16 protein-coding genes are annotated in these 24,334 nt (G+C 67.0%); 6 read left to right on the top strand and 10 right to left on the bottom strand.

The genetic code is table 11. From position 1 onward, the window contains the following. Positions 1-6: 6 nt before the first annotated feature. Genes CR919_RS06550 through CR919_RS06540 form a run of 3 tightly spaced genes read right to left on the bottom strand, consistent with a single transcriptional unit; the run spans position 7 to position 5,422 of the window. Complete coding sequence (locus tag CR919_RS06550; RefSeq protein WP_099819311.1) at positions 7-1,746, bottom strand: alpha-amylase family glycosyl hydrolase; 1,740 nt, start codon at positions 1,744-1,746, stop codon at positions 7-9. After that, positions 1,746-3,233 (bottom strand): MFS transporter, encoded by a 1,488-nt coding sequence (locus CR919_RS06545; protein WP_099819310.1) that lies wholly within the window; start codon positions 3,231-3,233, stop codon positions 1,746-1,748. Before CR919_RS06545 ends, CR919_RS06550 begins: the two co-directional genes overlap by 1 nt. Next, positions 3,230-5,422, bottom strand: coding sequence for a Six-hairpin glycosidase-like protein (locus CR919_RS06540; protein ID WP_099819309.1), 2,193 nt, complete (start codon positions 5,420-5,422; stop codon positions 3,230-3,232). Before CR919_RS06540 ends, CR919_RS06545 begins: the two co-directional genes overlap by 4 nt. A gap of 236 nt (positions 5,423-5,658) precedes the next feature. Between CR919_RS06540 and CR919_RS06535 the strand changes: the two genes are divergently transcribed. Further along, positions 5,659-7,716, top strand: a complete 2,058-nt coding sequence (locus CR919_RS06535) for a glycoside hydrolase family 97 protein (RefSeq protein WP_099819308.1) — start codon at positions 5,659-5,661, stop codon at positions 7,714-7,716. 277 nt (positions 7,717-7,993) lie between these two features. Further along, positions 7,994-10,753 (top strand): TonB-dependent receptor, encoded by a 2,760-nt coding sequence (locus CR919_RS06530; protein WP_165787245.1) that lies wholly within the window; start codon positions 7,994-7,996, stop codon positions 10,751-10,753. A 351-nt stretch (positions 10,754-11,104) separates the two neighbouring features. Here CR919_RS06530 and CR919_RS06525 read toward each other — a convergent pair whose 3' ends face one another. Continuing rightward, positions 11,105-12,718 carry an alpha-glucosidase family protein gene (locus tag CR919_RS06525; RefSeq protein WP_099819307.1) on the bottom strand — a complete coding sequence of 538 codons (1,614 nt, stop codon included), beginning with the start codon at positions 12,716-12,718 and terminating at the stop codon, positions 11,105-11,107. A gap of 215 nt (positions 12,719-12,933) precedes the next feature. Here CR919_RS06525 and CR919_RS06520 point away from each other — a divergent pair, with 215 nt between their 5' ends. Continuing rightward, positions 12,934-13,932, top strand: a complete 999-nt coding sequence (locus CR919_RS06520) for a polyprenyl synthetase family protein (protein ID WP_099819306.1) — start codon at positions 12,934-12,936, stop codon at positions 13,930-13,932. A 63-nt stretch (positions 13,933-13,995) separates the two neighbouring features. On the opposite strand, the gene CR919_RS06515 is transcribed toward CR919_RS06520, so the two are convergent. Next, positions 13,996-14,781, bottom strand: a complete 786-nt coding sequence (locus CR919_RS06515) for a dienelactone hydrolase family protein (protein WP_099819305.1) — start codon at positions 14,779-14,781, stop codon at positions 13,996-13,998. A 127-nt stretch (positions 14,782-14,908) separates the two neighbouring features. On the opposite strand from CR919_RS06515, the gene CR919_RS06510 reads away from it, so the two are divergent. Then, entirely contained in the window at positions 14,909-15,496 is a 588-nt protein-coding gene (locus CR919_RS06510; protein WP_099819304.1) for an SMI1/KNR4 family protein, read from the top strand. A 59-nt stretch (positions 15,497-15,555) separates the two neighbouring features. Here the strand turns inward: CR919_RS06510 and CR919_RS06505 are convergent, their stop codons facing one another. The 4 genes from CR919_RS06505 to CR919_RS06490 form a co-directional block, all read right to left on the bottom strand. Beyond that, positions 15,556-16,089, bottom strand: a complete 534-nt coding sequence (locus tag CR919_RS06505) for a hypothetical protein (protein ID WP_099819395.1) — start codon at positions 16,087-16,089, stop codon at positions 15,556-15,558. A gap of 118 nt (positions 16,090-16,207) precedes the next feature. Next, positions 16,208-17,617, bottom strand: a complete 1,410-nt coding sequence (gene murD / locus CR919_RS06500; protein ID WP_099819303.1) for a UDP-N-acetylmuramoyl-L-alanine--D-glutamate ligase — start codon at positions 17,615-17,617, stop codon at positions 16,208-16,210. Beyond that, a complete protein-coding gene (murL, locus tag CR919_RS06495; protein ID WP_099819302.1) occupies positions 17,598-18,950 on the bottom strand; it encodes a UDP-N-acetyl-alpha-D-muramoyl-L-alanyl-L-glutamate epimerase in 1,353 nt (450 codons plus the stop codon). Before murL ends, murD begins: the two co-directional genes overlap by 20 nt. 90 nt (positions 18,951-19,040) lie before the next feature. Continuing rightward, entirely contained in the window at positions 19,041-21,635 is a 2,595-nt protein-coding gene (locus tag CR919_RS06490) for a bifunctional aspartate kinase/diaminopimelate decarboxylase (RefSeq protein ID WP_099819301.1), read from the bottom strand. Positions 21,636-21,710: 75 nt separating this feature from the next. Between CR919_RS06490 and CR919_RS06485 the strand changes: the two genes are divergently transcribed. Together CR919_RS06485 and CR919_RS06480 are read left to right on the top strand one after the other, a co-directional pair. Then, entirely contained in the window at positions 21,711-22,583 is an 873-nt protein-coding gene (locus tag CR919_RS06485; protein ID WP_099819300.1) for a PhzF family phenazine biosynthesis protein, read from the top strand. An 89-nt stretch (positions 22,584-22,672) separates the two neighbouring features. Continuing rightward, a complete protein-coding gene (locus tag CR919_RS06480; RefSeq protein WP_099819299.1) occupies positions 22,673-23,551 on the top strand; it encodes a PhzF family phenazine biosynthesis protein in 879 nt (292 codons plus the stop codon). Positions 23,552-23,633: 82 nt separating this feature from the next. On the opposite strand, the gene CR919_RS06475 is transcribed toward CR919_RS06480, so the two are convergent. Continuing rightward, positions 23,634-24,065: an OsmC family protein gene (locus CR919_RS06475; protein ID WP_019659396.1), complete on the bottom strand. Its 432-nt coding sequence runs from the start codon at positions 24,063-24,065 to the stop codon at positions 23,634-23,636. Positions 24,066-24,334: the final 269 nt, after the last annotated feature.

Genomic DNA, 24,334 nt, shown 5'->3' with positions numbered 1-24,334 from the left:
TCGGCTCTACAGCCGCCCGGCCCGGGTCTCCCAGCGCCCCAGACGCTGGTCGCGAGACTGCTGGTCTGCCATGGCCTTGTCCAGTTCGGCCTGCAGGGCCGGCTGCTGCACCGGTGCATCCAGCACGTACACCTTCACCCCGTGCGCCGGCACCTCCACCTTCAGCGCGCGCTTCACCTTCATCTCGCCGCCGTCCAGCGCATCACGCCAGGTACCCGCCTGCAGGTACCGGTCCACTTCGATGCTGCGCACAGCATCGCCCTTGTTCAACAGCACCAGCGCAGTCTGCGCGACGTCGCCGTGCTGCAGCACGCGGAAGAACACCGCTTCATCGCCCTGCAGACGTTCGGTCACCTGCAGGCCGCGCTGCAGTGCGGGGGTGGCTTCACGCAGCTTGGCGATGCGTTGCAGCGACGCGAAGATCGGGCTCTGCGGGGCGGCATCCACCCGCGGCTGGCCGAAGTAGGCGCGGTTGCCGGCATGTTCCGCACGGCCACGCATGAAGCCGGTTTCCGAACCGTAATAGACCACCGGAATGCCACGTGCGGTGAACAGCCAGTTGTGCGCGTCGATGAAGCCGTTGTCGCTGGCCTGCAGGCGCGGCATGTCATGGTTGTCGTAGAAGCTCATCAGCTCGTACGGGTTGGCGTACGGGCCACCGGTCAGGTGCAGTGGCTCGGACAGGGTTTCAAACCCCTTGCCGGCGGTGCCGAAGGTCTGCTCCAGCGCGCCGCGCAGCGGGAAGTCGAGCACGCTGACATTGGCGTTGGCCGGCCAGGTGTGTTCCGCGATGCTGGCCGCGTTGTAGTCGAACGCTTCGCCGAACATGAACATGCCCGGGTGCTGCGCGCGGATGCGGTTGACGAACGCGTGCCACCACGGATGCGGCAGCCAGCCGATGGTGTCGATGCGCAGCGCATCCACGCCCTGCGCGGTCCACTGCAGATAGGCCCCCACCAGGTAGTCCATCACTGCCGGGTTGTCCTGATTGAAGTCGCTCAGCTCTGCCAGGTTGCCGTCGAAGATCGATCCGTCCTTGCTGTCGACCGGGCCGATGGCGTTGTAGAACGCGTGCAGCGGGTTGTGCTCCGGGTCCAGCTTCTGCGGCGGCAGGTTCTGGTGGTCGGCGATCAGCGTGCCGTTTTTGTCGAAGATCTGGCCGAACTGCGGCTGCCGCTTCGGCATGGTCCAGGCCGGCGACCCGTGGTTGCCGACGATGTCCAGCACCACCTTCAGGCCTGCGCCGTGCAGGCCCTTGGTCAACCCGGCAAAGTCCAGGTCCTTGCTCGGCAGGTGTTCATCGAGTTTGTAGAAGTTGATGCCCCAGTAACCGTGGTAGCCGGTCTTGCCACGGTCGGTCAGCGTGCTCGTGCAGCTGATCGGCTTGCTGCCGGTGAAGGCCTCGTCCGGGTTGTCGACGATCGGGGTGATCCACACCGCGCCGAAACCGAGGTTGCGGATGTAATCGGCGTTGTCGAGCACCCCGCGGAAATCACCACCGAGGTAGCCGATGTTGCCGTCCACCTTGTCCGGGCATGGCACCGGGATATCGAAGGTACGGTGCTTGCCGCCCTGGTCGCGATGGTCGTTGGACGGATCACCGTTGACGAAGCGGTCGGTGACCACGAAGTACACCGCGTCGCTGGCGAACGGCTCGGTGGTGCCGACATAGGCCGGGCGTGGCGCGGCCGCAGCATGGCCAGCGAACAACACAAGGGATACAGCAACAGACAGAGCACCACGCATCACACCACCTCCGGACGGGACGGAACCCGCAACACGCACAGGCCGGCAATCAACAGACTGCAGCCACCCAGCACCAGTACATGCATCGGCTGGCCCCCCAGCCATGCGCGCAGGGCGAAACCGAGCGCGCTGGCCGCGACCAGCTGCGGGATCACGATGAAGAAATTGAAGATGCCCATGTACACACCCATTTTCGCCGCCGGCACGCTGTCCGACAGCAGCGCATAGGGCAACGACAGGATCGAGGCCCAGGCAAAACCCACGCCGACCATCGACAGCAGCAGCCACTGCGGATCGTCGATGAACATCATCGAGATCAGCCCTGCCCCGCCCAGCCACAGGTTGACCAGATGGCTCCAGCGCAGGCCGATCGCCCGCACCATCGGCGGGATCATCAGCGCGGCCAGTGCAGCGAAGCCGTTGTAGGCACCAAACAGCACGCCCACCCAGTTGGCGCCTTCGTTGTAGGCCGCCGATTCGACGTCGGTGGAACCGAAGTGCATGCCGGCCACCGCGCGCGTGGTGAAGATCCACATCGCGAACAGGGCAAACCACGAGAAGAACTGCACCCAGGCCAGACGGCGCATGGTGATCGGCATCGCGCGCAGGTCACCGACGATGGCGGCCAGCATGTGCGTGCCCGGCAGTACCCGCGCCGCCGCCAGCAGTGCGCCATAGCCCGCGCACAGACCGGCCAGCACGTAAAGCATCTTGTCGCCCTGGCGCCACGCGATCAGTGCCGCCAGCAGCACGCCGAGCCCCAACCACAGCGCAACCTGCGCCCATGGCGCAGGGCCGCTGACCGCAGTGCCGGCGTGGTGCGCCGGCGGTTCGGCGTCATCGAAGCTGGCCAGCTCGTCGGGCGAATACTCACGTGTGCTGACCACCGTCCAGGTGATCGCTGCCAGCAGCACCACCGCGCCGAAGTAGAACGCATAGCGCACGGTATCGGGCACCTCGCCCGCCGCCGCCGTATTGGCAACCCCGAAGTGGGCCAGGATGAAGGGCAGGAAGCTGGCAACGATCGCGCCGACGCCGATGAAGAAGCTCTGCATCGCATAGCCGGCCGGGCGCTGCCGCGGTGCCAGCTGGTCGCCGACGAAGGCGCGGAACGGCTCCATCGATACGTTGATCGAGGCGTCCAGCACCCACAGCGTGCCGGCCGCGATCCACAGCGTCGGCGAGTTCGGCATCACCAGCAGGGCCAGCGTGGTGAGCACCGCGCCGATCATGAAGAACGGCCGGCGCCGTCCCCAGCGCGTCCAGGTGCGGTCGGACAGGTAGCCGATCACCGGCTGCACCAGCAGGCCGGTCAGCGGCGCGGCGATCCACAGTCCCGGCACCGCCTCCATGTCCGCACCCAGCGTTTCGAAGATGCGGCTGGCGTTGGCATTCTGCAGGGCGAAACCAAACTGGATGCCAAGGAAGCCGAAACACATGTTCCAGATCTGCCAGAACGACAACTGCGGCTTTGCAGGACGACTCATCGTGCGTCCTCTGCTGCCGTCACCGGCGCGACCTTCAGGGCGTGCACCTGGGCCTGGTTGAGCACGCCATCGCGCCCGCCCTTGCCGCCGGTGTAGTGCGCGAAGTGCTGCAGCGCGCTCATGTTGAAGCCCTCTTCAAGGGTCACCGTGCAGCGGCCCTTGGGCACCGCGAAGGTTGCAGCGGTCGAATCCTGCGCCGCCACGCTGTGCGGCAGAGCCACCGTGTGCCGCTGCGGCGGCTGGCCCTTGCACTGCACGGCCAGCTGTTTCACCGCCGCGGTCACACCGGTGTTGATGGGACCGTTCGGGTTGCTGTACTGCAGACGCAGGCGCACGTGGCCCGCCCTGGCGGCGTTGAACTGCCACTGCCGGCTGCCACGCAGCACCTGCTGCGGGCCGACGCAGACCATCGGACTGTGCAGTGATTCCAGCGAACCTTCACGACGGGTCAGGCTCAGGCAGTGCTGCAGGCCATCATCGCCGATACGCACCACGCCCTTTGCGGCAGTGGCCGCGACACCGTCCTGCCACAGCACCTGGCCGGCGGCGACCGCGACGGCCCACCACTTGCCGCTGCGCTTTGCCTGCGGCGCCAGCGGCGTGGCCGGCGCACGTGCATTGGCATCGGCGCGCGGCATCTCGCGGCTCACCGCTGCCGGCGCGGCGACCAGCTGCACGGTCGTCGTGGCGCCGCGCGTGCGCGTCTTTCCTGCGACCAGCAAGCCAGCGCCCACCTGCTTCGGGCGCTCCAGCACATAGCGCTTGCCGCCCGACTCCAGACTGATCCGCTTCTGCTTCCCGAACAGCTCCGGCACCAGCTCGGCCGGCAGCTTGGGCTGCACGCGACCGTCGTCCTGCACGCCGAACACACCCTCGGTCACCATCGACAGATAGCCGGCCACCGACCACAACTGGCGCTCGGAATTGACCACCGGGCCGCTCAAGGCGCCTTCGTCCACGTGCACGGCCTGGGTGACCAGCTCGTAGTTCTCCATGTTGGAACCGGCCAACGCCGCCCCTTGCATCAACGAGCGGATCTCCGCGGCGATGCGTGGCGCGTCGTCCACCCTGCGCGCCGCGCGCAGCGAGTAGGCGCTGACGAACGGCCAGATCGCGCGGTTGTGGTAGATCGGCTGCTGCGCTTCCTGCGGCCACACCACCGGGCTGCCGGCAGCACCCATCGGATAGCCCGCCAGCGCCCGGCGCGCGCGCTCGGCAGGCAGCACGTCGGCAAGGATGCCCAGCGACAGGCCAAGCAGATCGATCTTGGCGTACGGCACCGGGTGCGCCGCTTCGCCGATGTAACTCATGTACTGGCCCATGTCTTCGCGCCAGAAACGCGCGTCGATCTGCACCGCCAGTGCGTCGGCCCAGGCCTTGTACTGCTCGCTGCGTTCGCCGCCCCGCTGCGCGGCCATCTGCTGCGCCAGGCGCAGCGCCTGGTAGTGCAGCACGTTGGTGGACAGCGCATAGGAATCGCCGATGAAGCGCACGTCCTCGCGCGTCCAGTCCGGATAGGTCTGCTCGCGCCAGTCGAGGAACGAGGTCTCGCCGCGATACAGGCCCATCTGCGCGTCGAACACCATCGCCCGGTCCTGCGCCAGCGTGGCCTGCAGCGCCTGCCAGACCTGATCGGCAAACGCAGGATCATCCAGCAGGTGGCGTGCGGCCAGGAACCACACCACGCGGTCGCTGCTGATAGGCCAGCTGCCACCGGAGCCGGTGTCCTGGGCCACGAACAGGCCAGGCGTATGCCCGTCGCGCGCCGCCGACAACTTGAACTGCAGCGACTGCCGGGTGCGCTTCGGGTCCAGCTTGGCCAGCGCCAGGTCGGCAGCGAAGCTGACGTCGCGCGTCCACACGTATGGCCAACGCGCGCCGGTCTGGAAGCACTCGCACGGTACCGGACGGCCTTCATCGAAGGCCGGATCGCGGATGGCGTCCACCCGGTCCTGGTCCATTTCCTGTTGAGCCAGTGCGAACAGCGCATCGAACATCACGCTGCCGGTCTGGCTGCGCATGGGCGCGGCGGCGATGCGCACCTCACCCTTGGGCGCATGCAGGATGAAGCTGCCCTTGGCAGCGGCTTCGGCACGCGCCTGGCGGCCGTCGAATGTCAGGTCGGCCGCGTGCGCGGTCGTCCCCAGCGCTGCCCCCAGGGCAGCGGTCAGGCAAATGATCTTCAGCATCGAAGCGGCAGACCGGCTTGCGCCCGTCGACCTCCCTCCCTCTCTGCACCGTTGTGGGTCCGCACTGCCGTTGCCGGCGTGCGGGCGCGGCACCTCCCTCAAGGTGCCCTGGCCCCATGGTAGACGCGGGGCTGTGGGCTGCGTCCAGCTGCATACGTATTCATGGCGCGCGGGACCGGCGCACCTGCTGCGCTGGCTTATGGTCCGGGTCTGTCAACGGCGCCTTGGGAGGGGAAATGCCGACGTCACCCACAACGGTACGCGCAGTGTTCGCGCACGCCTTCGGCCTGGCCCTGCTGGGATTGGCCACGCTGGCACAGGCGGCGGCACCGCAGATCGCCAGCGTCGAATCACCGGACAAGGTATTGAAGGTCAGCCTGGTGCTGGACGGCGGTACCGCACGCTACCGCGTCGAGCGCCTTGGCCAGACCGTGGTGGCCGATTCGAAGCTGGGTTTTGAACTGCGTGATGGTCGCCTCGACCGCGACTTCAGCCTGCTGGCGCAGGAACGCCGCAGTGTCGACGACCGCTGGGAGCAGCCGTGGGGCGAGCGCCGCCTCACCCGCAACCACTTCAACGAACTGACCGTGCACCTGGCCGAAACCACCGGCAGCAAACGCCGGCTGGACCTGGTGTTCCGCGTCTACGACGACGGCCTGGGGTTCCGCTACGTGTTCCCCGAGCAACCGAATCTGCGCGAAGCGATCATCGATGACGAACTGACCGAGTTCGCCATCGCACCGGAGTCCACCGCCTGGTGGATACCCGCAGGCGAACCGATCCACTACGAATACCTGTACCAGCGCACGCCGCTGCGCGAAGTGCCACTGGTGCACACGCCGATGACCCTGCGCAGCCACGACGGCCTGCACGTGGCCATCCATGAAGCGGCCCTGGTCGACTATGCAGGCATGTGGCTGCGCCGCACCGATGGTCAGCGCCTGCGCGCGCAGCTTTCGCCTTCGGCCGAGGGCTGGAAGGTACGCCGCGCCCTGCCCTTCGCCACGCCATGGCGCACCCTGCAGATTGCCGACCGCGCCGGCGGGCTGGTCGAGTCCGATCTGATCCTCAACCTCAACGAGCCCAATGCGCTGGGCGACGTGAGCTGGGTGAAGCCGGCCAAGTACCTGGGGGTGTGGTGGTCGATGCACCTGGATGAAGAAAGCTGGGCGACCGGACCGAAGCATGCGGCCACCACCGCCAAGACGAAGAAGGTGATCGACTTCGCCGCCGCGCACGGCTTCCGTGGCGTGCTGGTGGAAGGCTGGAATCCGGGCTGGGACGGCAACTGGGTCGGCAACGGTTACGACTTCGACTTCACCCGCGCCACGCCGGATTTCGACATCGAAGCACTGTCGGCGTACGGGTTGAAGAAGGGCGTGCACCTGATCGGCCACCATGAAACCGGCTGCGCCATCGAACACTACGAAGACCAGCTGGATGCTGCGCTGGACCTGTATGCGCGGCTGGGCGTGGACCAGTTCAAGACCGGCTACGTCTGCGACGACGGCCAGGTCGATCGCCGCAACCCGGCCGGCGGCCCGCTGTGGCGCGAGTGGCACGACGGGCAGTTCATGGCCCGTCATCACCTCAAGGTCGTGCAGGAGGCCGCGCGCCGGCACCTGTCGGTGAATCCACACGAGCCGATCAAGGACACCGGCCTGCGTCGCACCTACCCGAACTGGATCTCGCGCGAAGGCGCGCGCGGCATGGAGTACAACGCCTGGGGCCAGCCGCCGAACCCGCCCGAGCATGAGGTCAACCTGGTGTTCACCCGCATGCTGGCCGGGCCAATGGACTACACCCCCGGCATCCTCAGCCTGAAGGGCCGCCACGGCCAGGCCATCCCCAGCACGCTGGCCCGCCAGCTGGCCCTTTACGTGGTGCTGTACAGCCCGATCCAGATGGCCGCGGATCTGCCCGAACACTACCTGCAGCACCGCGACGCGTTCCGCTTTATCGAGGACGTGGCGGTGGACTGGGAGCAGAGCCGCGTGCTCGATGGCGAGGTCGGCGACTACGTGACGATCGTGCGCCGCGACCGCAACAGCCGCGACTGGTTCCTCGGCAGCATCACCGATGAGAACGGCCGCGTGCTGCCGGTGTCGCTGGGCTTCCTGGAGCCGGGCGTGCAATACCGCGCCGAGATCTACCGCGATGGCGACGGCGCGGATTTCCGCAGCAATCCCTTCGCCTTCAAGGGCGAGACCCGCGAGGTCAGCAGCACCGATTCACTCACCCTGGTGCTGGCGCCGGGCGGCGGGCAGGCAATCCGCTTCACGCCGGTCCACTGAACGCTTGCCGGCCTGCGCGCCCCTGTAGCGCCCGAGCCCATGCCCGGGCGGCGGTGCGCAGCACCGGAACGCAGCCGAGCGTGGGCTCGGCTCTACGGAACGATGCACCTGAAAGCGATTACAACCCTGCAAACGCCATTGAATACGTATGCAGGGTGATTCCCACGAAGAACGCGCTGCCTACCATAGCGGCGACGACAGCGGCCACCGCGTCGCACGTCCTCGACAGCATCTGGACGACCACGAATCGCACTACAACATTGCCTGGGAGGGGAAAATGTTGAACCACAAGCGCAGTGCGCTGAGCATCGCGTTGGCCGTCGTACTGACGCCGTCGCTGGCAGCAGCACAGTCCACGCAGACCACCACCACCCCGCCGACCGGCACCGCCGCCACCAACCTGGATGCCGTGCAGGTCACCGGCATCCGACGCGGCATCGAAAGCGCCATCGCGACCAAGCAGGACGCCACCTCGGTGGTCGAAGCGATTTCCGCCGAGGACATCGGCAAGCTTCCCGACGTCAGCATCGCCGAATCGATCTCGCGCCTGCCCGGCCTTGCCGCGCAGCGTGTGGCCGGCCGTGCGCAGGTGATCAGCGTGCGCGGCCTGTCGCCGGATTTCGCCACCACCCTGCTCAACGGCCGTGAAGTGGTCAGCACCGGCGACAACCGCGGCGTCGAGTTCGACCAGTACCCGTCCGAGCTGGTCAACGGCGTGACCGTGTACAAGACCCCGGATGCGGCGCTGGTCGGCCAGGGCCTGTCGGGCACCATCGACATGCAGACCGCACGTCCGCTCAGCTTCCCCGACCGTGTCATCGCGATCAGCGGCCGCTACCAGAAGAGTTCGTTGGGCCGCGCCGCCGACACCGATCCGTACGGCAACCGCTTCAGCGCCAGCTACATCGACCAGTTCCTGGACAAGACGCTCGGCATCGCCATCGGCTACGCGCACAGCGACATGCCGATCCAGGAAAACCAGGTGGGCCTGTACGAGCCGTGGACCACCGAGCACACCACCAACGGCAACCGCCCCGGGGTTGCTGCTGGCACCTACTTCACCGACGGCATCAAGGCGTTGCGCCGCACCGGCAACAACAAGCGCGACGGTGTGATGGCCACGATCCAGTTCCGGCCGAACAACAGCTGGACCAGCACCTTCGACGCGTTCCATACCGAGGCGGAGCAGATCGACACCGCCAACCAGTTCGAGCTCAACCTCAGCAACTACAACGGCAACTACACGCCGGGCCTGCTGGTCAGCAATCCGCAGGTCAATGCCAATGGCACCTTCACCGGTGGCACCGCCAGTGGCGTGTACCCGCTGGTGCGCGGCATGTACAACAAGCGCAAGGACAAGATCGATGCGTTCGGCTGGAACAACGAGTTCACCTTCGGCAGCGTCAAGCTGGTCGCCGACCTGAACTATTCCAAAGCCACCCGTGACGAGCTGAACCTGGAAAACAACCTGCAGCTGACCCCGATGCCGCAGCTGGATACGGTCGGTGTGCAGTTCCGCCAGGATGGCTTCTCGCAGATCAGCCCGGGCCTGAACTACTCCAACCCGGATGCGCTGTTCCTGACCAACACCATCTACGGTTCTGGTTACGGCAAGGTGCCGAAGGTGGAAGACCGCCTGAAGGGCGGCAAGCTGGCCGCGACCATCGCCCTGCCCGAAGCAATGGCGTCGTGGGCACCGGACCTGGATATCGGCGTGAACTATGCCGACCGCCGCAAGGTGAAGACCCAGTCTGAAGGCAACATCCTGCTGGGCGCGCAGGGCGATGCCAACATCGCATCGGACCTGCAGTACCGCCCGGTCAACCTCGGCTTCGCTGGTCTGGGCACCATCCCGGCCTGGAACGTGCCGGGCGCGGTCGGTCGCTACATGACGTTCAATCCGGTCGACAACCTCGACTACCTGATTCCCAAGTCGTGGACGGTGCAGGAAAAGATCACCACCGCCTGGGCGCGCCTGAACATCAACACCGACATCGGTGTGGTCGGCGTGCGCGGCAACATCGGCGTGCAGATGCAGCACACCGACCAGAGCTCGGACTCACGCTACTGGGACAGCTCGCAGGCGGCCGGCAACAACATCCAGCCGTACTCCGATGGCCGCAAGTACAACGACTGGCTGCCGAGCTTGAACCTGGCCTTCATGTTCCCGCACGAACAGACCCTGCGCTTTGCTGCAGCCAAGCAGGTCGCCCGCCCGCGCGTGGACCAAATGCGGGCCGGCCTGGAGTTCGGCGTGGATACCGGTACCGGCCGCCCCGGTGGCAGTGGCGGCAATCCGCTGCTGGATCCGTGGCGCGCCACCGCGCTCGACCTGTCCTACGAGAAGTACTTCGGCGAAAAGGCCTACGTGGCCGCCGCGATCTTCTACAAGGACCTGAAGAGCTACGTCTACACCCAGTCGGTGGACAATTACGACTTCACCGGGCTGCTGGGCAACTATGTGCCGCCGCCGGGCATGGTGGTGCCGGTGCTGCCGACCGGTACGTTCTCGACCCCTGAAAACGGCAAGGGCGGCACGCTGAAGGGCCTGGAGCTGACCGCGTCGTTCCCGCTGGACATGCTGACCGACAGCCTGCGTGGCTTCGGCGTGCAGGCCAGTGCGACCTTCAACAAGAGCGACATCCAGATCCTGGATCCGGAAAGCGCCTCCAGTGTGGGCAGCGATCCGATCAGCCTGCCCGGTCTGTCCAAGCGCGTGTACAACTTCACGGCCTACTATGAGCGCAGTGGCTTTGAAGCACGTGTCAGCCAGCGTCGTCGTTCGGACTTCATCGGCGAGATCGGCAACTTCAACGGCAACCGCACCCTGCGTTACGTGGTGGGCGAGAACGTGACCGATGCGCAGATCAGCTACACCTTCAGCGACAGCAGCAGCCTGCGCGGGCTGACCCTGCTGCTGCAGGGAAGCAACCTGACCAACGAGCCGTACCGCACCTACGCCGGCACCAAGGATCGCCCGCTGGAGTACATCGAGTGGGGCCGCACCTACATGCTGGGCGTGAACTACAAGTTCTAGGATCAGGATCAGTAGTGCCAGGCCATGCCTGGCAACGACATCAATCGGCAGAAGCGGAAACCCGCTGCGCAGGCAGCGGGTTTTCTTTTGCGCGCGTGCCGACAGATGATCGGTAAGGCCCATCCACGCATGGCGTGGATCTACCCGATTGGCATCGCATCCATGCATGACCGGGATCCATTCGGCACACCCCAGGTAGATCCACGCCATGCGTGGATGCCGATCGCCGGAACATCGCCTCTCCGGTAGATCCACGCCATGCGTGGATGCTCTACACCGCAACCGCGCCCACAAAAAAGGGACGGGGCGCTTCGGCCCCGTCCCCGCAAGTACCGCCACCGGAGAAATCGGTCAGCTGCGTCGTGCGCAATACACCGCGCGCGGCGGCAGCTGCAGTTCGTTGCCCTGTACCGTCCCCGCATCCGGGCCCGGTACGGTCACCTGCTGCCAGGTGCCCGCCGGCAGCGGATGGGTCACCGCCTCGGCCGAAAGGTTGAAGGCCAGCAGGAGAGTTTCATCTGCAAGCATACGCTCGAACAGCAGCACTGGCTCGGCACTGTCCAGGAACCGGATGTCACCGTGCAGCAGGGCCGGCTGGGTACGGCGCCAGGCCAGGAAACCACGGAAAGCCGACAGCACCGACTGCGGATCCTGCGCCTGCACCGCCACGGCCGCCGCCTGGTGCTCGGCCGGGATCGGCAGCCACGGCTTGCCGGTGGTGAAGCCGGCCAGCGGCGCGTCGATCCACGGCAGCGGCGTGCGGCAGCCGTCGCGCCCCTTGAAGTTCGGCCAGAAGGTGATGCCATACGGGTCCTGCAGCGCCTCGAACGGCACCTCGGCCTCGGCCAGGCCCAGCTCCTCGCCCTGGTACAGGCAGACCGAGCCGCGCAGGGAGCACAGCAGCGCCACCAGCATCCGCGCCAGGCGCGGATCGGCCGGATGGCCACCCCAGCGGCTGACCGCCCGCTCCACGTCGTGGTTGGACACCGCCCAGCACGGCCAGCCCTGGGTCATCGCCGCTTCCAGGCGCGACACCGTGTCGCGGATGTAGGCCGCGCTGTAGTCGTTGACCAGCAGCTCGAAGCTGTAGCCCATGTGCAGGCGGCCATCCTGGGTGTATTCGGCGGTGGTCGCCAGCGAGTCCTCCGACGAGATCTCGCCCAGGCTCACCGCCCCCGGGTACTCGTCCAGCAGGGCACGCAGCTGCTCCAGGAACGGCAGGTTCTCCGGCTGGGTGTTGTTGTAATAGTGGTACTGGTAGGCGTACGGGTTGTCCGCGCTGAAGCCGCGGCCGACGCGCTTGTCGGCCGGCTTGGGCGGGTTGTCGCGCAGCTGCGCGTCATGGAAGCAGAAGTTGATCGCATCCAGGCGGAAGCCATCCACGCCCCGGTCCAGCCAGAAGCGCACGTTGTCCAGGGTCGCCTGCTGCACCTCCGGGTGGTGGAAATTCAGGTCCGGCTGGTCCACCAGGAAGTTGTGCAGGTAGTACTGCTCGCGGCGCGGCTCCCACTGCCAGGCGCCGCCGCCGAACAGCGACAGCCAGTTGTTGGGGGGCGTGCCGTCCTCGCGCGGATCCACCCACACATACCAGTCCGCCTTCGGATTGCTGCGGTCCTGCCGGCTCTCGCGGAACCAGGCATGCTCGATCGAGGTATGGCTGAGCACCTGGTCGATCATCACCTTGAGGCCGAGACCATGCGCCTTGGCCAGCAGCCGGTCGAAGTCGTCCAGGCTGCCGAACAGTGGATCGACATCGCGGTAGTCGGCGATGTCATAGCCGAAGTCGGCCATCGGCGATCGGAAGAACGGCGAGATCCAGATCGCATCCACGCCCAGCGCGGCGATATGGTCCAGGCGCTGGATGATGCCGGGCAGGTCGCCTACCCCGTCGCCGTTGGCGTCGAGGAAACTGCGCGGGTAGATCTGGTAGATGACGGCTCCGCGCCACCATGGATAGTGCGACATCGACAGCCCCCCTCCGGGCATGCGGGACCCGCTGCAAGCGGGCCGAAAACCAACTCCCGCAAGCTTAGCGGCGGCCCGGGACGATGGCGCCGCCTGCATACGTATTCACGCCGGACGCCGTGCTCGGCGGTCCGCAGCGGCGGCCTGGGAACCGGTTTCCTCCCCAATTCACAGGCAACGCCTATAATCAGGGATGAGCCTGAAAGCCTGATCGCATGACCATCACTGAAGACACCCGTCCCGCCCTGGGCCTGTCCCAGATCCAGTCGCTTGCCGCAGCCGACATGGCTGCCGTCGATGCCCTGATCCGCCGCCGGCTGTCCTCGGATGTGGTGCTGATCAACCAGATCGCCGACCACATCATTTCCGCGGGCGGCAAACGCCTGCGGCCGATGCTGGTGATGCTGGCCGGCCATGCGGTCGGCGGCGCCGGCCCCGAGCACCACCAGCTGGCCGCGATCATCGAGTTCATCCACACCTCCACCCTGCTGCACGACGACGTGGTGGACGAATCCAGCCTGCGCCGCGGCCGCAGCACCGCCAATGCGCTGTGGGGCAACGCGCCGAGCGTGCTGGTGGGCGACTTCCTGTACTCGCGCAGCTTCCAGTTGATGGTCGAGCTGGACCGGATGTCGGTGATGCAGATCCTGGCCGACACCACCAACCGCATCGCCGAAGGCGAAGTGCTGCAGCTGCTGCACGTGCACAACCCGGACACCGACGAAGCGGCCTACCTGCGTGTGATCGAGCGCAAGACCGCGGTGCTGTTCGCCGCCGGCACCCGCCTGGGCGCACTGGCCAGCGGCGTCGATGAAGCCACCCAGCAGGCCCTGTACGACTACGGCATGCACCTGGGCTACGCGTTCCAGATCGCCGATGACGTGCTGGATTACTCGGCCAACGCCGACGAACTGGGCAAGAACCTGGGTGATGACCTGGCCGAGGGCAAGGCCACGCTGCCGCTGATTCACGCGATGGCGCATTCGGATGAAGCCACCCGCCAGCGCCTGCGCGAGATCGTGCAGAACGGCGACGCCTCGGCGATGCCGGAAGTGCTGGCCGCGATCCACGCCACCGGCGGCCTGGACTACAGCCGCCGTCGTGCCGAGGAATATGCGGAAGCCGCCGAACGCGCGCTCGACGGCCTGGCCGACAACGATGCCGTCGCCGCCCTGCGCGGCCTGGCCCGCTACGCGGTACAGCGCTCGCATTGACCGGTAGTGCCGACCAACGGTCGGCACCTACCAGGGCAGGTGGGCGCCGACCGTTGGTCGGCACTACATGAACCGCTCCTCGAAGAACTCATCCAGCGCCTTCCAGGCACGCTTCGCCGCACGCTCGTTGTACTGGCAGCCCGGCGGGCTGTTGGCATCACGCTCGGCAAAGCAGTGCACCGCACCGCTGTAGTTGGTGAACTCCCAGTCCACCTTGGCCGCATCCATTTCCTTCTGGAAGCTGCCGATATCCTCGGCGGTCACGCTCTTGTCGTCGGCGCCGTTCAACACCAGCACCGAAGGATGGCTGCCACCGGCCTGCGCCGGCAAGGGCGACCCGAGCCCGCCATGCAGGCTGACCACACCTGCCAGCGGCGCACCGGCACGGGCCAGTTCCAACACCGTGGTGCCACCGAAGCAGAAGCCCACCGCGCCGATCCGGCTGGCATCCAGCGGTGCCTTGCCCGCCTGCGCCTTCAGCACGTTCACCGCCTCCAGTGCCCGCGCCCGCAGCAGCGGCCGGTCGTTGCGCAGCTTGGTCGCCACCGGCCCCGCCTCGGCATCGGTCTTCGGTCGCACACCCTTGCCATACACGTCGGCCACCAGCACCACGTAATCATCGCCAGCCAGCTGCTTGGCCTTCTCGATGGCCGATTCGTTCACGCCCTTCCAGTTCGGCACCATCACCAGGCCGGGGCGCTTGTCATGGTCGCCATCGTCATAGACCAGCACGCCGCTGAAGGTCGTGCCCTGGTGCTTCCACTCCACCGGCTGCGTCTTCATCGCCGCCCACGCTGGCATCGCCGCCAGCCCCAGTACCATCGCCACACCGCAACGCCAACGGTTCATGCGCCTGCTCCAGAGTAAGGGACGGAAGGGATTAAGCCGCAGAACGCCCTCCCGTGTCGCATTCTGCATTGGCTGCGTGACGCAGGTGTGGTTGGATACGACCTGATCCCCTCCGTCCCCTCTCTGCATGAACCTTGTTGATCGCTTTCTGTCTGGCCTGATCCCGCGCTTGCCCGAGGACGATGCCCCGCAATGGGCATGGACCGAAGGTGCCAGCGAGGCCGATCTGCAACGCCTGCGCGCGCAGTGGCCGCAGGTTCCCGACAGCCTGGTGGAGCTGCTGTCGCGCGTGGATGGCACGCACTATCGCGAATACCCGAAAGGCGAGGTCTGTGTGCTGATGCTGGGTTCGGACGTGGGCGACTACCCCTACTACCTGCGCTCGGTGGCACAGATCTTCGAGGACCAGCAGCAGTGGGACGACAGCATCCGCTCCATCTACGAAGAATGGCTGGATGACGAACCGGACATCCTCGGCGAAGGCATCGACGCCGACCTGCCAATGAACCGCCGGCTGTGCTTCTCGCACTGCATGAACAACGGCGGCACCTCGATGCTGTATCTGGATTTCGATCCTGCGCCCGGCGGCAGCGTCGGCCAGGTGGTGCGCTATCTGCATGATCCGGACAGCTACGTAGTCATCGCGCCCAGCTTTGATGCGTACCTGCAGCAATTGATTGATCGCGATTACGCGTTCATCAACGAAGACGAATGAAGGCAGCCGAGCGTGGGCTCGGCTCTACCGTAGATCCACGCCATGCGTGGATGGCGGTTTCACCCGCACTCGATCCAATGCAACGTCCCAGGCTCAAATGCCAGCAGGTCCGCCGCCTCCAGCTGATCCCGCGACCAATGACGTTCCGGCGGTTTCGGCTGCCGGGCGCCCACCGAACCGTCGTAATCGCGTACCAGCAAGCCAATGCGCGCGGCCCCGGACTGCAGCAGCGCGTCGATGCGCTGCAGCCATTGCCCGGCATCGCCCAGGGCTTCATCCTGGCGCCCCTGCTGATCCTGCTCATGTCGCGCCAGCTGCTCGGCCAGCGCGCGGGCGATCTTGGCCTCACTCCAGCCTTTTCTACGCCAGCGTTCGGCATCGCCCTTCCACTCCGATTCGGCACGCGCCGAGGCCAGCGCCGTACCGCAATCGCAGTGGCCCGCGCTCAGCCAAGGCTGCCAGCCGGGGCCGACGGCCGCCTGCAGGCTGGGTGAATCCTGCACGAACAACCGCCGGCCGCTGCGTTCCATGATCGCGGCGGCGTCAACGTGCGGCAACGAAGCAGGCAGGAACAGGGTAATGAAGGTGCACATGCGGTCCACCAGGCCAGTCCAGGAATCAACACATGGTAGATCCACGCCATGCGTGGATGGATGCATGCGGGGTCAATCCGGGGTCAGAGCCCTTTCCTGCGGAAAGGGATCCGACCCCTCAGCCGATCCCGATACCCGGAATCGCGCTGATGGTGTCCGGGTCGAACCCGGCCAGCTCGGCGAAATGCCGCCCGCGTGCGACGTAATCGCGATAGGCGCCATAGCTCGGCGCGCCCGGCGACAGCAGCACCACCCCACCCTGCTCGCCCAGTGCGCGACGCGCCAGCACCATCGCGTCGGGCAGATCGGCAGCAGCATGCAGACCAAAACGGCCGGCATCGGCCAACGGCTGCAGCATCGCGTGGATGCGTGGGCCGTTGCTGCCCATGGTCACGATCTCCACCGGCGGCACGTCGTGCGCCATGTGCTGCATGAAGTCGGTCCAGTCCAGGCCGCGATCATGCCCACCCACCAGCAGCGCGATGCGCTGGCCGGCGAAGCACTCCAGCGCCGCCAGGCTGGCGTGCGGCGTGGTGCTGATCGAATCGTTGACGTAGGTCAGGCCATCGGCCTCGCCAATGCGCTGCAGGCGGTTCGGCAGCGGCCGGAAATCCTGCACCGCCGGCGCCAGCGCCACCGCATCCAGGCCCAGCGCCTCCAGTGCGGCCAGCACCGCGCACAGGTTGCCGCGGTTGTGCCGGCCCGGCAGCGGCGTGTTGCGGGTATCAAACACCGCCTGCTCGGCGCGATGCACGATGTCGCCGCGCATATGCCAGCCCTGCGGCTGGTTGAACCAGACCACCTCGCTGGCGGGCAGCGACAGCGCGGCCAGATGCGGGTCCGCGGCATTGAGCACGGCAACGCGCGGCGCGGCGCCGGTCACCAGCTGCAGCTTGTCTTCGATGTAGCGTTGTTCGCTGCCGTGCCAGTCCAGATGTTCCGGGAACAGGTTCAGCACCACGGCTACCTGCGGGTGCGCACCACTACGTGCGACCTCGCCGGTCTGGTAGCTGGACAGCTCCACCGCCCAGTACGCAGGCGCCGGCTGCGGGTCCAGCACTTCCAGCAGCGGCAGGCCGATGTTGCCGACCAGACCGGTGCGATGCCCGGCTGCGCGCAGCAGGTGCGCGACCAGCGCGGTGGTGGTGCTCTTGCCCTTGGTGCCGGTCACGCAGATGGTGTCGCGCACGGTGCCTTCGGCATCGGCATGTTCGGCAAACCACAACGCCGTGCCACCGATGAAGGCGGTGCCCTGCTCCGCCGCCGCCAACGCGATCGGCAGATACGGGCTGATCCCTGGCGACTTGATCACCACCTCGAAAGAAGCCAGTGCTTCGGCCGTGGGTTCGCCGCGGACATCCAGCGCGCCCTGCGTTTCCGCACGCGCGGCCTCGACCTCGGCGGCCGGGCAGAACAGGCTCAGGCCAAGCGACGGCAGGCGCGCACGCAACACCGCAAACGCAGCACGCCCCTCACGCCCCCAGCCCCACAGCGCTACGCGCTTGCCGTCAAGCTGCGAAATCTTCACGCACCCGTTCCCACAGCGCCGCCGGAATACGATGTTCGCCCTGCAGCTGCATCAGCGGTGCCAACTCCAGTTCGGCCGCATCCAGCTGCGGCCGGATTTCATTGCAGAAGCGCTTCACCAGCGCGTCTTCCTTCCACTCCGGGCGCTGCGCCAGGGTTGCCATCGCCGCACGCGATTCGCGGCCTTCGCCCACGCATTCGAACGGCTTGTGGTCCTGGAACTCCAGCAGCGCGTCGAAGCCACCGGCCTGCTCGATGTCGTCCAGCAGGTTGCGGCCGAAGATGCGCACCAGGCGGGTCTTCGGCATGAACGGGGCCAGCGCCAGGAACACGAAGTGGCACTTCGGGCAGACGCCGCACCAGCGGTTCACCGGGCGCTCGCCGAGAATGTGGAAATTGCGGTTGCAGCTGGAGAAATGCGCGTCGTAGAAATCGCTCTTGGCGAACTGGCGGGCCACCGCCAGCTCCGACATCGGCCGCAGCAGCGAGTAGTACTGCAGATCAGCGGCTACCTGCTTCTGCACGTACTCGCCAAAGGCCTGCTCGAACGCCCAGCCCTTCGACCACTGGTGGTTGACCTCGCCGGTGCCCGGAATCTGGCTGCCGTAGCTGGCCGAACGTTCGTTGGAGAACACCACCTGGTCCACACCCTGCAGCACTGCCGCCAGCACCATGATCGCCGAGTTCACCGCGGTGACCGGGATGTGCCCGTTCCAGGCGCCCTGGCGGTTGAGCTCGAACAGCTCCGGTGCCAGTGCGCGGCCGAGGTTCAGGGTCGGCAGGCCGGTGCGTTCGGCGCAGGCGCGGATCAGCTGCGAACCGCCGATCCAGGTCACCGTCTCGTCCACGCCGGCGCGACGCAGCGCTTCGATGCTGACCAGCGAATCCTTGCCGCCACCGATGGCGACCAGCGCATGCGCCTGCAAGCCCAGCTCCGGTGCCTGCACCGGCTGACCCTGTACCGGCAGGCGGAAGCGACCGCGCAGGTTCAGGCCGTTGCGGTAGGCGAATTCGCCCAGGCCGTTGAGGTAGATGGTTTCCACCAGCGCCGCGGTATCGGCGTCGATGCTGTAGCTGTCGATGCTGACCGTATCGGGCACACCGGCCTTGTAATAGCTCACGCCGGCAATCAGGTGCAGCAGCCGCAGCGCGCGCTGCACGGCGTCGGCACGGGCCGGTTCCAGTACGAACGGGGCGCCCGGCACGGTCACGGTTTCCACCATCTCCGGGCCGTCATCGAAGGCGTAGACCAGCTTGGCCACGCCGGTGTCCGCGGCGAATTCGCAGCGGACGAAGCGGAAGCGGGAAACCTGGTGTTTATCGAAAGCAGTCATGGTGAATCCAGTTCAAGCACGGTCAGGCACGTGCCCGCGCGCAGGCGCGGGACGTGTCGGTGGGCGGGTGCAGGGCGCGCAAGGCGGCAATCATTCGATCACGTCCTCGCGCGGCATCGCCCGCTGGTTGTAGGTGTTGGACATCACATAGCCGTACGCGCCGGCGTCGGCGATCAGCATCACATCGTCCGGCGCGGTCGACACCGGCAGCTTGCGGCGCTTGCCGAACACATCGCTGGATTCGCAGATGGGACCGACCACATCAAACGCGGCTTCGGCGTAACCGCCCTGGCGGCTGAGGTTCTCGATGTCGTGCCAGGCGTCGTACAGGGCCGGGCGCATCAGCGTGTTCATGCCGGCATCCAGGCCGACGCGGCGCACGCCGTCCTTCTCCACCACCTGGGTGGCGTGGGTCAGCAGCACGCCCGATTCGGCCACCAGGAAGCGACCCGGCTCGATCGCCAGGCGGAACGCCGGATGCAGCGCCTTGACCTCGGCCAGGCCCTCGGCCCAGGCCTCCAGGTCGAACGGCTCGTCTTCGTCGCTGTACGGAATCGGCAGGCCACCACCGATGTCGATGGTGTGCACGCTGCCGATACGGCGCGCGAAACCGGCCAGCTCATCGCACATCAGGCGCCAGTGCTGGGCTGTTTCCACGCCACTGCCCAGGTGCGCATGTAGGCCGACCACGCGGGTGCCCAGCTCGGTGGCCGCGCGCACGAACTCGTCCACGCGCGCGATCGGCAGGCCGAACTTGGATTCCTTGCCACCGGTGCGGACCTTGGCGTGGTGGCCTTCGCCACGGCCCAGGTCCACGCGCAGCCACAGCTCGCGGTTGCGGAACAGGTCCGGCCAGCGCTGCAGGGCTTCGACGTTGTCGACGGTGACGGTCACGCCCAGCGCGAACGCCGCTTCGTACTCGCTGCGCGGGCAGAAGCTGGGGGTGAACAGCACGCGCTTGGGCGACAGTTCCGGAATGGCCTGGAACACATGCTTCAGCTCACCGTGCGACACGCACTCCAGGCCGAAACCTTCGGCTTCCAGCAGCTGAAGGATGGCCGGATGGCTGTTGGCCTTGATCGCGTAGTAGCGCTGGTCGATCGGCTTGATCGCCGCCAGCGCGCGGGCACGCGCCCGCACCGTCGGCAGGTGGTAGACGTAGCGCGGTGTGCCGGCATCGGCCAGCTGCAGCAGGTGCGCCCGCTGGCCGCGCCACCACGGCGTACCACGCGGACGCACGGTGCCGGCGATTTCGCGCCAGCGCGGGCCGAATACTTCGGTCTCTTCCACCGGCATCGCGCCGCTGTCGATCAGTTCGGCGTGCAGGATCGGCAGCAGGCCATCGGCATCGGCTTCGTCGATGACGAAGGTCAGGTTCAGGTCGTTGGACGACTGCGAGATCATGTGCACGCGCTCACGACCGAAGGTCGCCCAGACGTCCGACAGCTTGTGCAGCAGCGAGCGCATGCCCAGGCCGACCAGGGTGATCGCCGCGCACGGCACGATCACCTTGACCTTGCAGATCTGCGACAGGTCGGCCGACAGCGCGGCCAGCACATCGGTGTTGACCAGGTTCTCGGACGGGTCCAGCGACACGGTGACGTTGGTCTCGGCCGAACCGATAAGGTCCACCGACAAGCCGTGCTTCTTGAACAGGCCGAACACATCGGCGAGGAAGCCGACCTGCTGCCACATGCCGATGCCTTCCATCGACACCAGCACGATGCCGTTGCGACGGCTGATCGCCTTCACCCCCGGCACCGGCGCGGCGTTGCCGTCGATGCTGGTACCCGGCAATTCCGGGCGCTCGGTATCGAGGATCGCCATCGGCACGCCGGCATCGCGGCACGGCTTGATCGAGCGCGGGTGCAGCACCTTGGCGCCGGTGGTGGCGATTTCCTGCGCTTCGTAATAATCCAGGCGGGTCAGCAGGCGCGCATCCGGCACGTCCTTGGGGTTGGCGCTGAACATGCCCGGTACATCGGTCCAGATCTCCACGCGACTGGCGCCGAGCAGCGCACCGAAGTACGCCGCCGAGGTATCCGAACCGCCGCGACCGAGAATGGCGGTGCCACCGTCGGCATGACGCGAGATGAAACCCTGGGTGATCAGCAGGCGCGTGGGCTGCGCACGGAAGCGCTGCGCCCACTCGGCATCGGCACGCCACTGGCAGTTCACCGACAGGCGTTGCGACCAGTCGCTCTGGTTCGGCTGCGGTGGCAGCGCGTCCAGCCACTGGCGCGCATCCATCCAGCCGAAATCCAGGCCGCTGGCGCGCAGGTAGGCCGCGCCCAGGCTGGAAGACAGCAGTTCACCCTGGCCCAGCACTTCGGCCTGCCAGTCCAGCGGACGGTTGGGCGCACGCGGGTCGTCCAGCAGGCCCTGCAGTGCGGCCAGCCGCTCGGCCAGCACCTCGGTGCCGAGGCCCAGCTCTTCCAGGAACCCCTGGTGGCGTTCGACCAGCGCCGCCACGCGATCGCGGCTGTCCGGCGCGCCATCGGCAATCGCGGTCAGTTCATTGGTGACCCCGGACAACGCCGAAACCACCACCAGCACGCGCGATCCGGTCTCTTCCGCCCGTTTTTTCGCCAGCTTCCCGATCGTGTCCCAGCGGTGGCGACGCGACACCGAGGTGCCGCCGAACTTCAGTACGATCCAACGATCGACAAGGGGGGAAGCTGACATGGATAGGCTATGTGTAATGTGGGGAAGCCGCCCTTGGGGGCGGAACCTTCGATTCTAAGCCCAATACACCCGTCAATGACCGCCTACCGTTACCTGCAGCTCGATGTCTTCGCCCATCACCCCGGTACCGGCAACCCGCTCGGTGTCGTGTTCGACGCGGATGGGCTGTCCACCGACCGCATGCAGGCCCTGGCCGCCTGGCTGAACCTGTCCGAGACCGTGTTCTTCCTGCGCCCCACCGCTGCCGGCGCCGACTACCACGTCCGCATCTTCACCCCCGCCAGCGAGCTGCCCTTCGCCGGCCATCCCAGCGTGGGTGCCGCCTGGGCGGCGGTCACCTGCGGCCTGGTGCAGCCACGCGACGGGGCCTTGGTACAGCAGTGCGCGGCCGGCCTGCTGCCGGTGCAGGTCACGGGCCCGGCCAACGCGCCCACCATCCGCCTGGCCAGCCCAGCGGCGCGCCTGCTGCCGACAGCACCGGGCGCCGTCCCGGAAGCGCTGCGCGCCGCCACCGCTGAAGGCCAGTGCGCCGAACTCTGGGAAAACGGCCCGCGCTGGTGGCTGCTGCCGCTGCGCGATGCCGACGCCGTACGCACGCTGGTACCGGACATGGCCGCCCTGCGCGACTGGAGCATGGCCACCGATGCGCTCGGCGCAGCGGTGTTCGCGCTCGAACCCGGTACCGGCCATGACCTGGTGGTGCGTGCGTTCTGCCCTGCCGATGCCCCCAACGTGCCCGAGGATCCGGTGACCGGCAGCGTCAACGCGCTGATCGGCGCCTGGCTGCGGCAGCGCAATGCGTTGCCCGGCGAGAACGGGAGCTATGTGGCCAGCCAGGGCCGCGAGGTCGGCCGCGACGGCCGCGTCCAGGTCACTGTCGATGCACAGGGCACGGTATGGATCGGTGGGCAGGTGCAGCCGGTGATCGACGGCAACATCCGCTGGTAGCGTCGCCCCCGCCGGCCTGCCGCGCTGCGCGCTCGCGGGGCATGGCCCCGCGCTACCCTATGCGGCCTGTTTCCTGGAGTTCACGCCTGATGTCCGCACGCCGTTTCCTGCAGCTGGATGTGTTTTCCCCGCGCCCGGGCGCCGGCAATCCGCTGGCTGTCGTGCTCGATGCCGAAGGCCTGGACGATGCGGCAATGCAGGCCATCGCCCGCTGGACCCGCCTGCCCGAAACCACCTTCGTGTTCCCGCCACAGGGCCCCGGCGCCAGCTACCGGCTGCGCATGTTCAGCCCGCAGAAGGAAGTGCCGTTCGCGGGCCATCCCAGCGTCGGCACCGCCCATGCGGTACTGCAGGCGGGCCTCGCCCTGCCCATCGATGGGCTGCTGGTACAGGACGGCATCGCCGGGGCGTTGCCACTGCGCGTGACCGGTGAAGGCGCGCAGCAGCGCATTGCCATCCGTACGCCGCGTGCACAGCTGGCCGAGACCGCGGCAGCCGACGATCCGCGCCTGCAGCCCGCCCTGCAGGGCTGGCCGCTGGGTGCGCTGCCACCGGCGCGCATGCAGGGCGGTCGCAGCTGGTGGGTCGTGCAGGTTGCGGACGAAGCCGCGTTGCGCGCCCTGCGCCCCGATTGGGACGCGATCGCCACGCTGGCTGAATCGACCGACAGCATGGGTGTGTTCGCCTATGCCTTTGCCGATGGCAGCGACGGTTACGACCTGGCCGTGCGCGCCTTCGTCGGCAATGGACGCCGCTTCGAGGATGCGGCTTCAGGCGCGGCCAACGCCGTGCTGGCGGCCTGGCTGGATCTGCGTGATGCCCTGCCGGACGGCCGCCAGCCCTTCGAAGTCAGCCAAGGCCGCGAAGTCGGCCACGATGCGCGCCTGACCCTGCTGGTCGACGAAGAAGGCGAGGTCTGGTCCGGTGGCCAGGTGCAGACGGTGATTTCCGGCACCATCGACTGGTGATTACCCGCACGCGGGTAGCGCCGGGCCATGCCCGGCGTCTTTCCGCCGCGCTCGCCGGGCATGGCCCGGCGCTACCAACTTCTCAGCCCAGCTCGGCTTCCAGACTGATCGGCACTGCGCTCAGCGCCTTGGAAACCGGGCAGTTCTGCTTGGCGTCATCGGCGATCGCGCGGAACTGCGTCGCATCGATTCCGGGCACCACCGCCTTCACTTTCAGCCGGATCTGCGACAGCTGCGGGCCGCCTTCCATCGACAGATCGACCTTGGCTTCGGTATCCAGCGAGGTCGGGGTGAAGCCGGCTTCGCCGAGCTTGGCCGACAGCGCCATGGTGAAACAACCGGCGTGCGCGGCAGCGATCAGTTCCTCGGGGTTGGTGCCCTTTTCATCACCGAAACGGCTGTTGAAGCCGTAGCGGGTTTTGTCCAGAAGGCCGCTCTGTGGCGTGCTCAACTGGCCCTTGCCTGACTTCAGGTCGCCTTCCCAATGCGCGGTAGCGTGTCGCGAGATTCCCATGTCCTGCTCCGTTGTGGCTGCGATGAACCAATACCCTGGCACGCACCGCGTTAGCCCTGCGTCGCTCCGCCGCATGCGCCGCGCCTGTCCCGAGCCAGCGAGTGGACACTTCTTCGCCATCACTCCGGCGATTTTTCCCTTGTTTTCAGTCATTTCGCCAACCCGACCGAAAACAACAACAGCGCAATGCAGTGCACCACCGCCCCCGCTTCCCCCACGGCCGGCCATGTACTGAATCGGCCTGGATATGAAAAAACATGCACTTTCAG

The sequence above is a fragment of the Stenotrophomonas sp. LMG 10879 genome (assembly GCF_002750935.1).
Lineage (GTDB): Bacteria > Pseudomonadota > Gammaproteobacteria > Xanthomonadales > Xanthomonadaceae > Stenotrophomonas > Stenotrophomonas lactitubi_B.
Note: the sequence above shows the minus strand (reverse complement) of the source record. Positions and strands in the feature narration are given on the sequence as shown.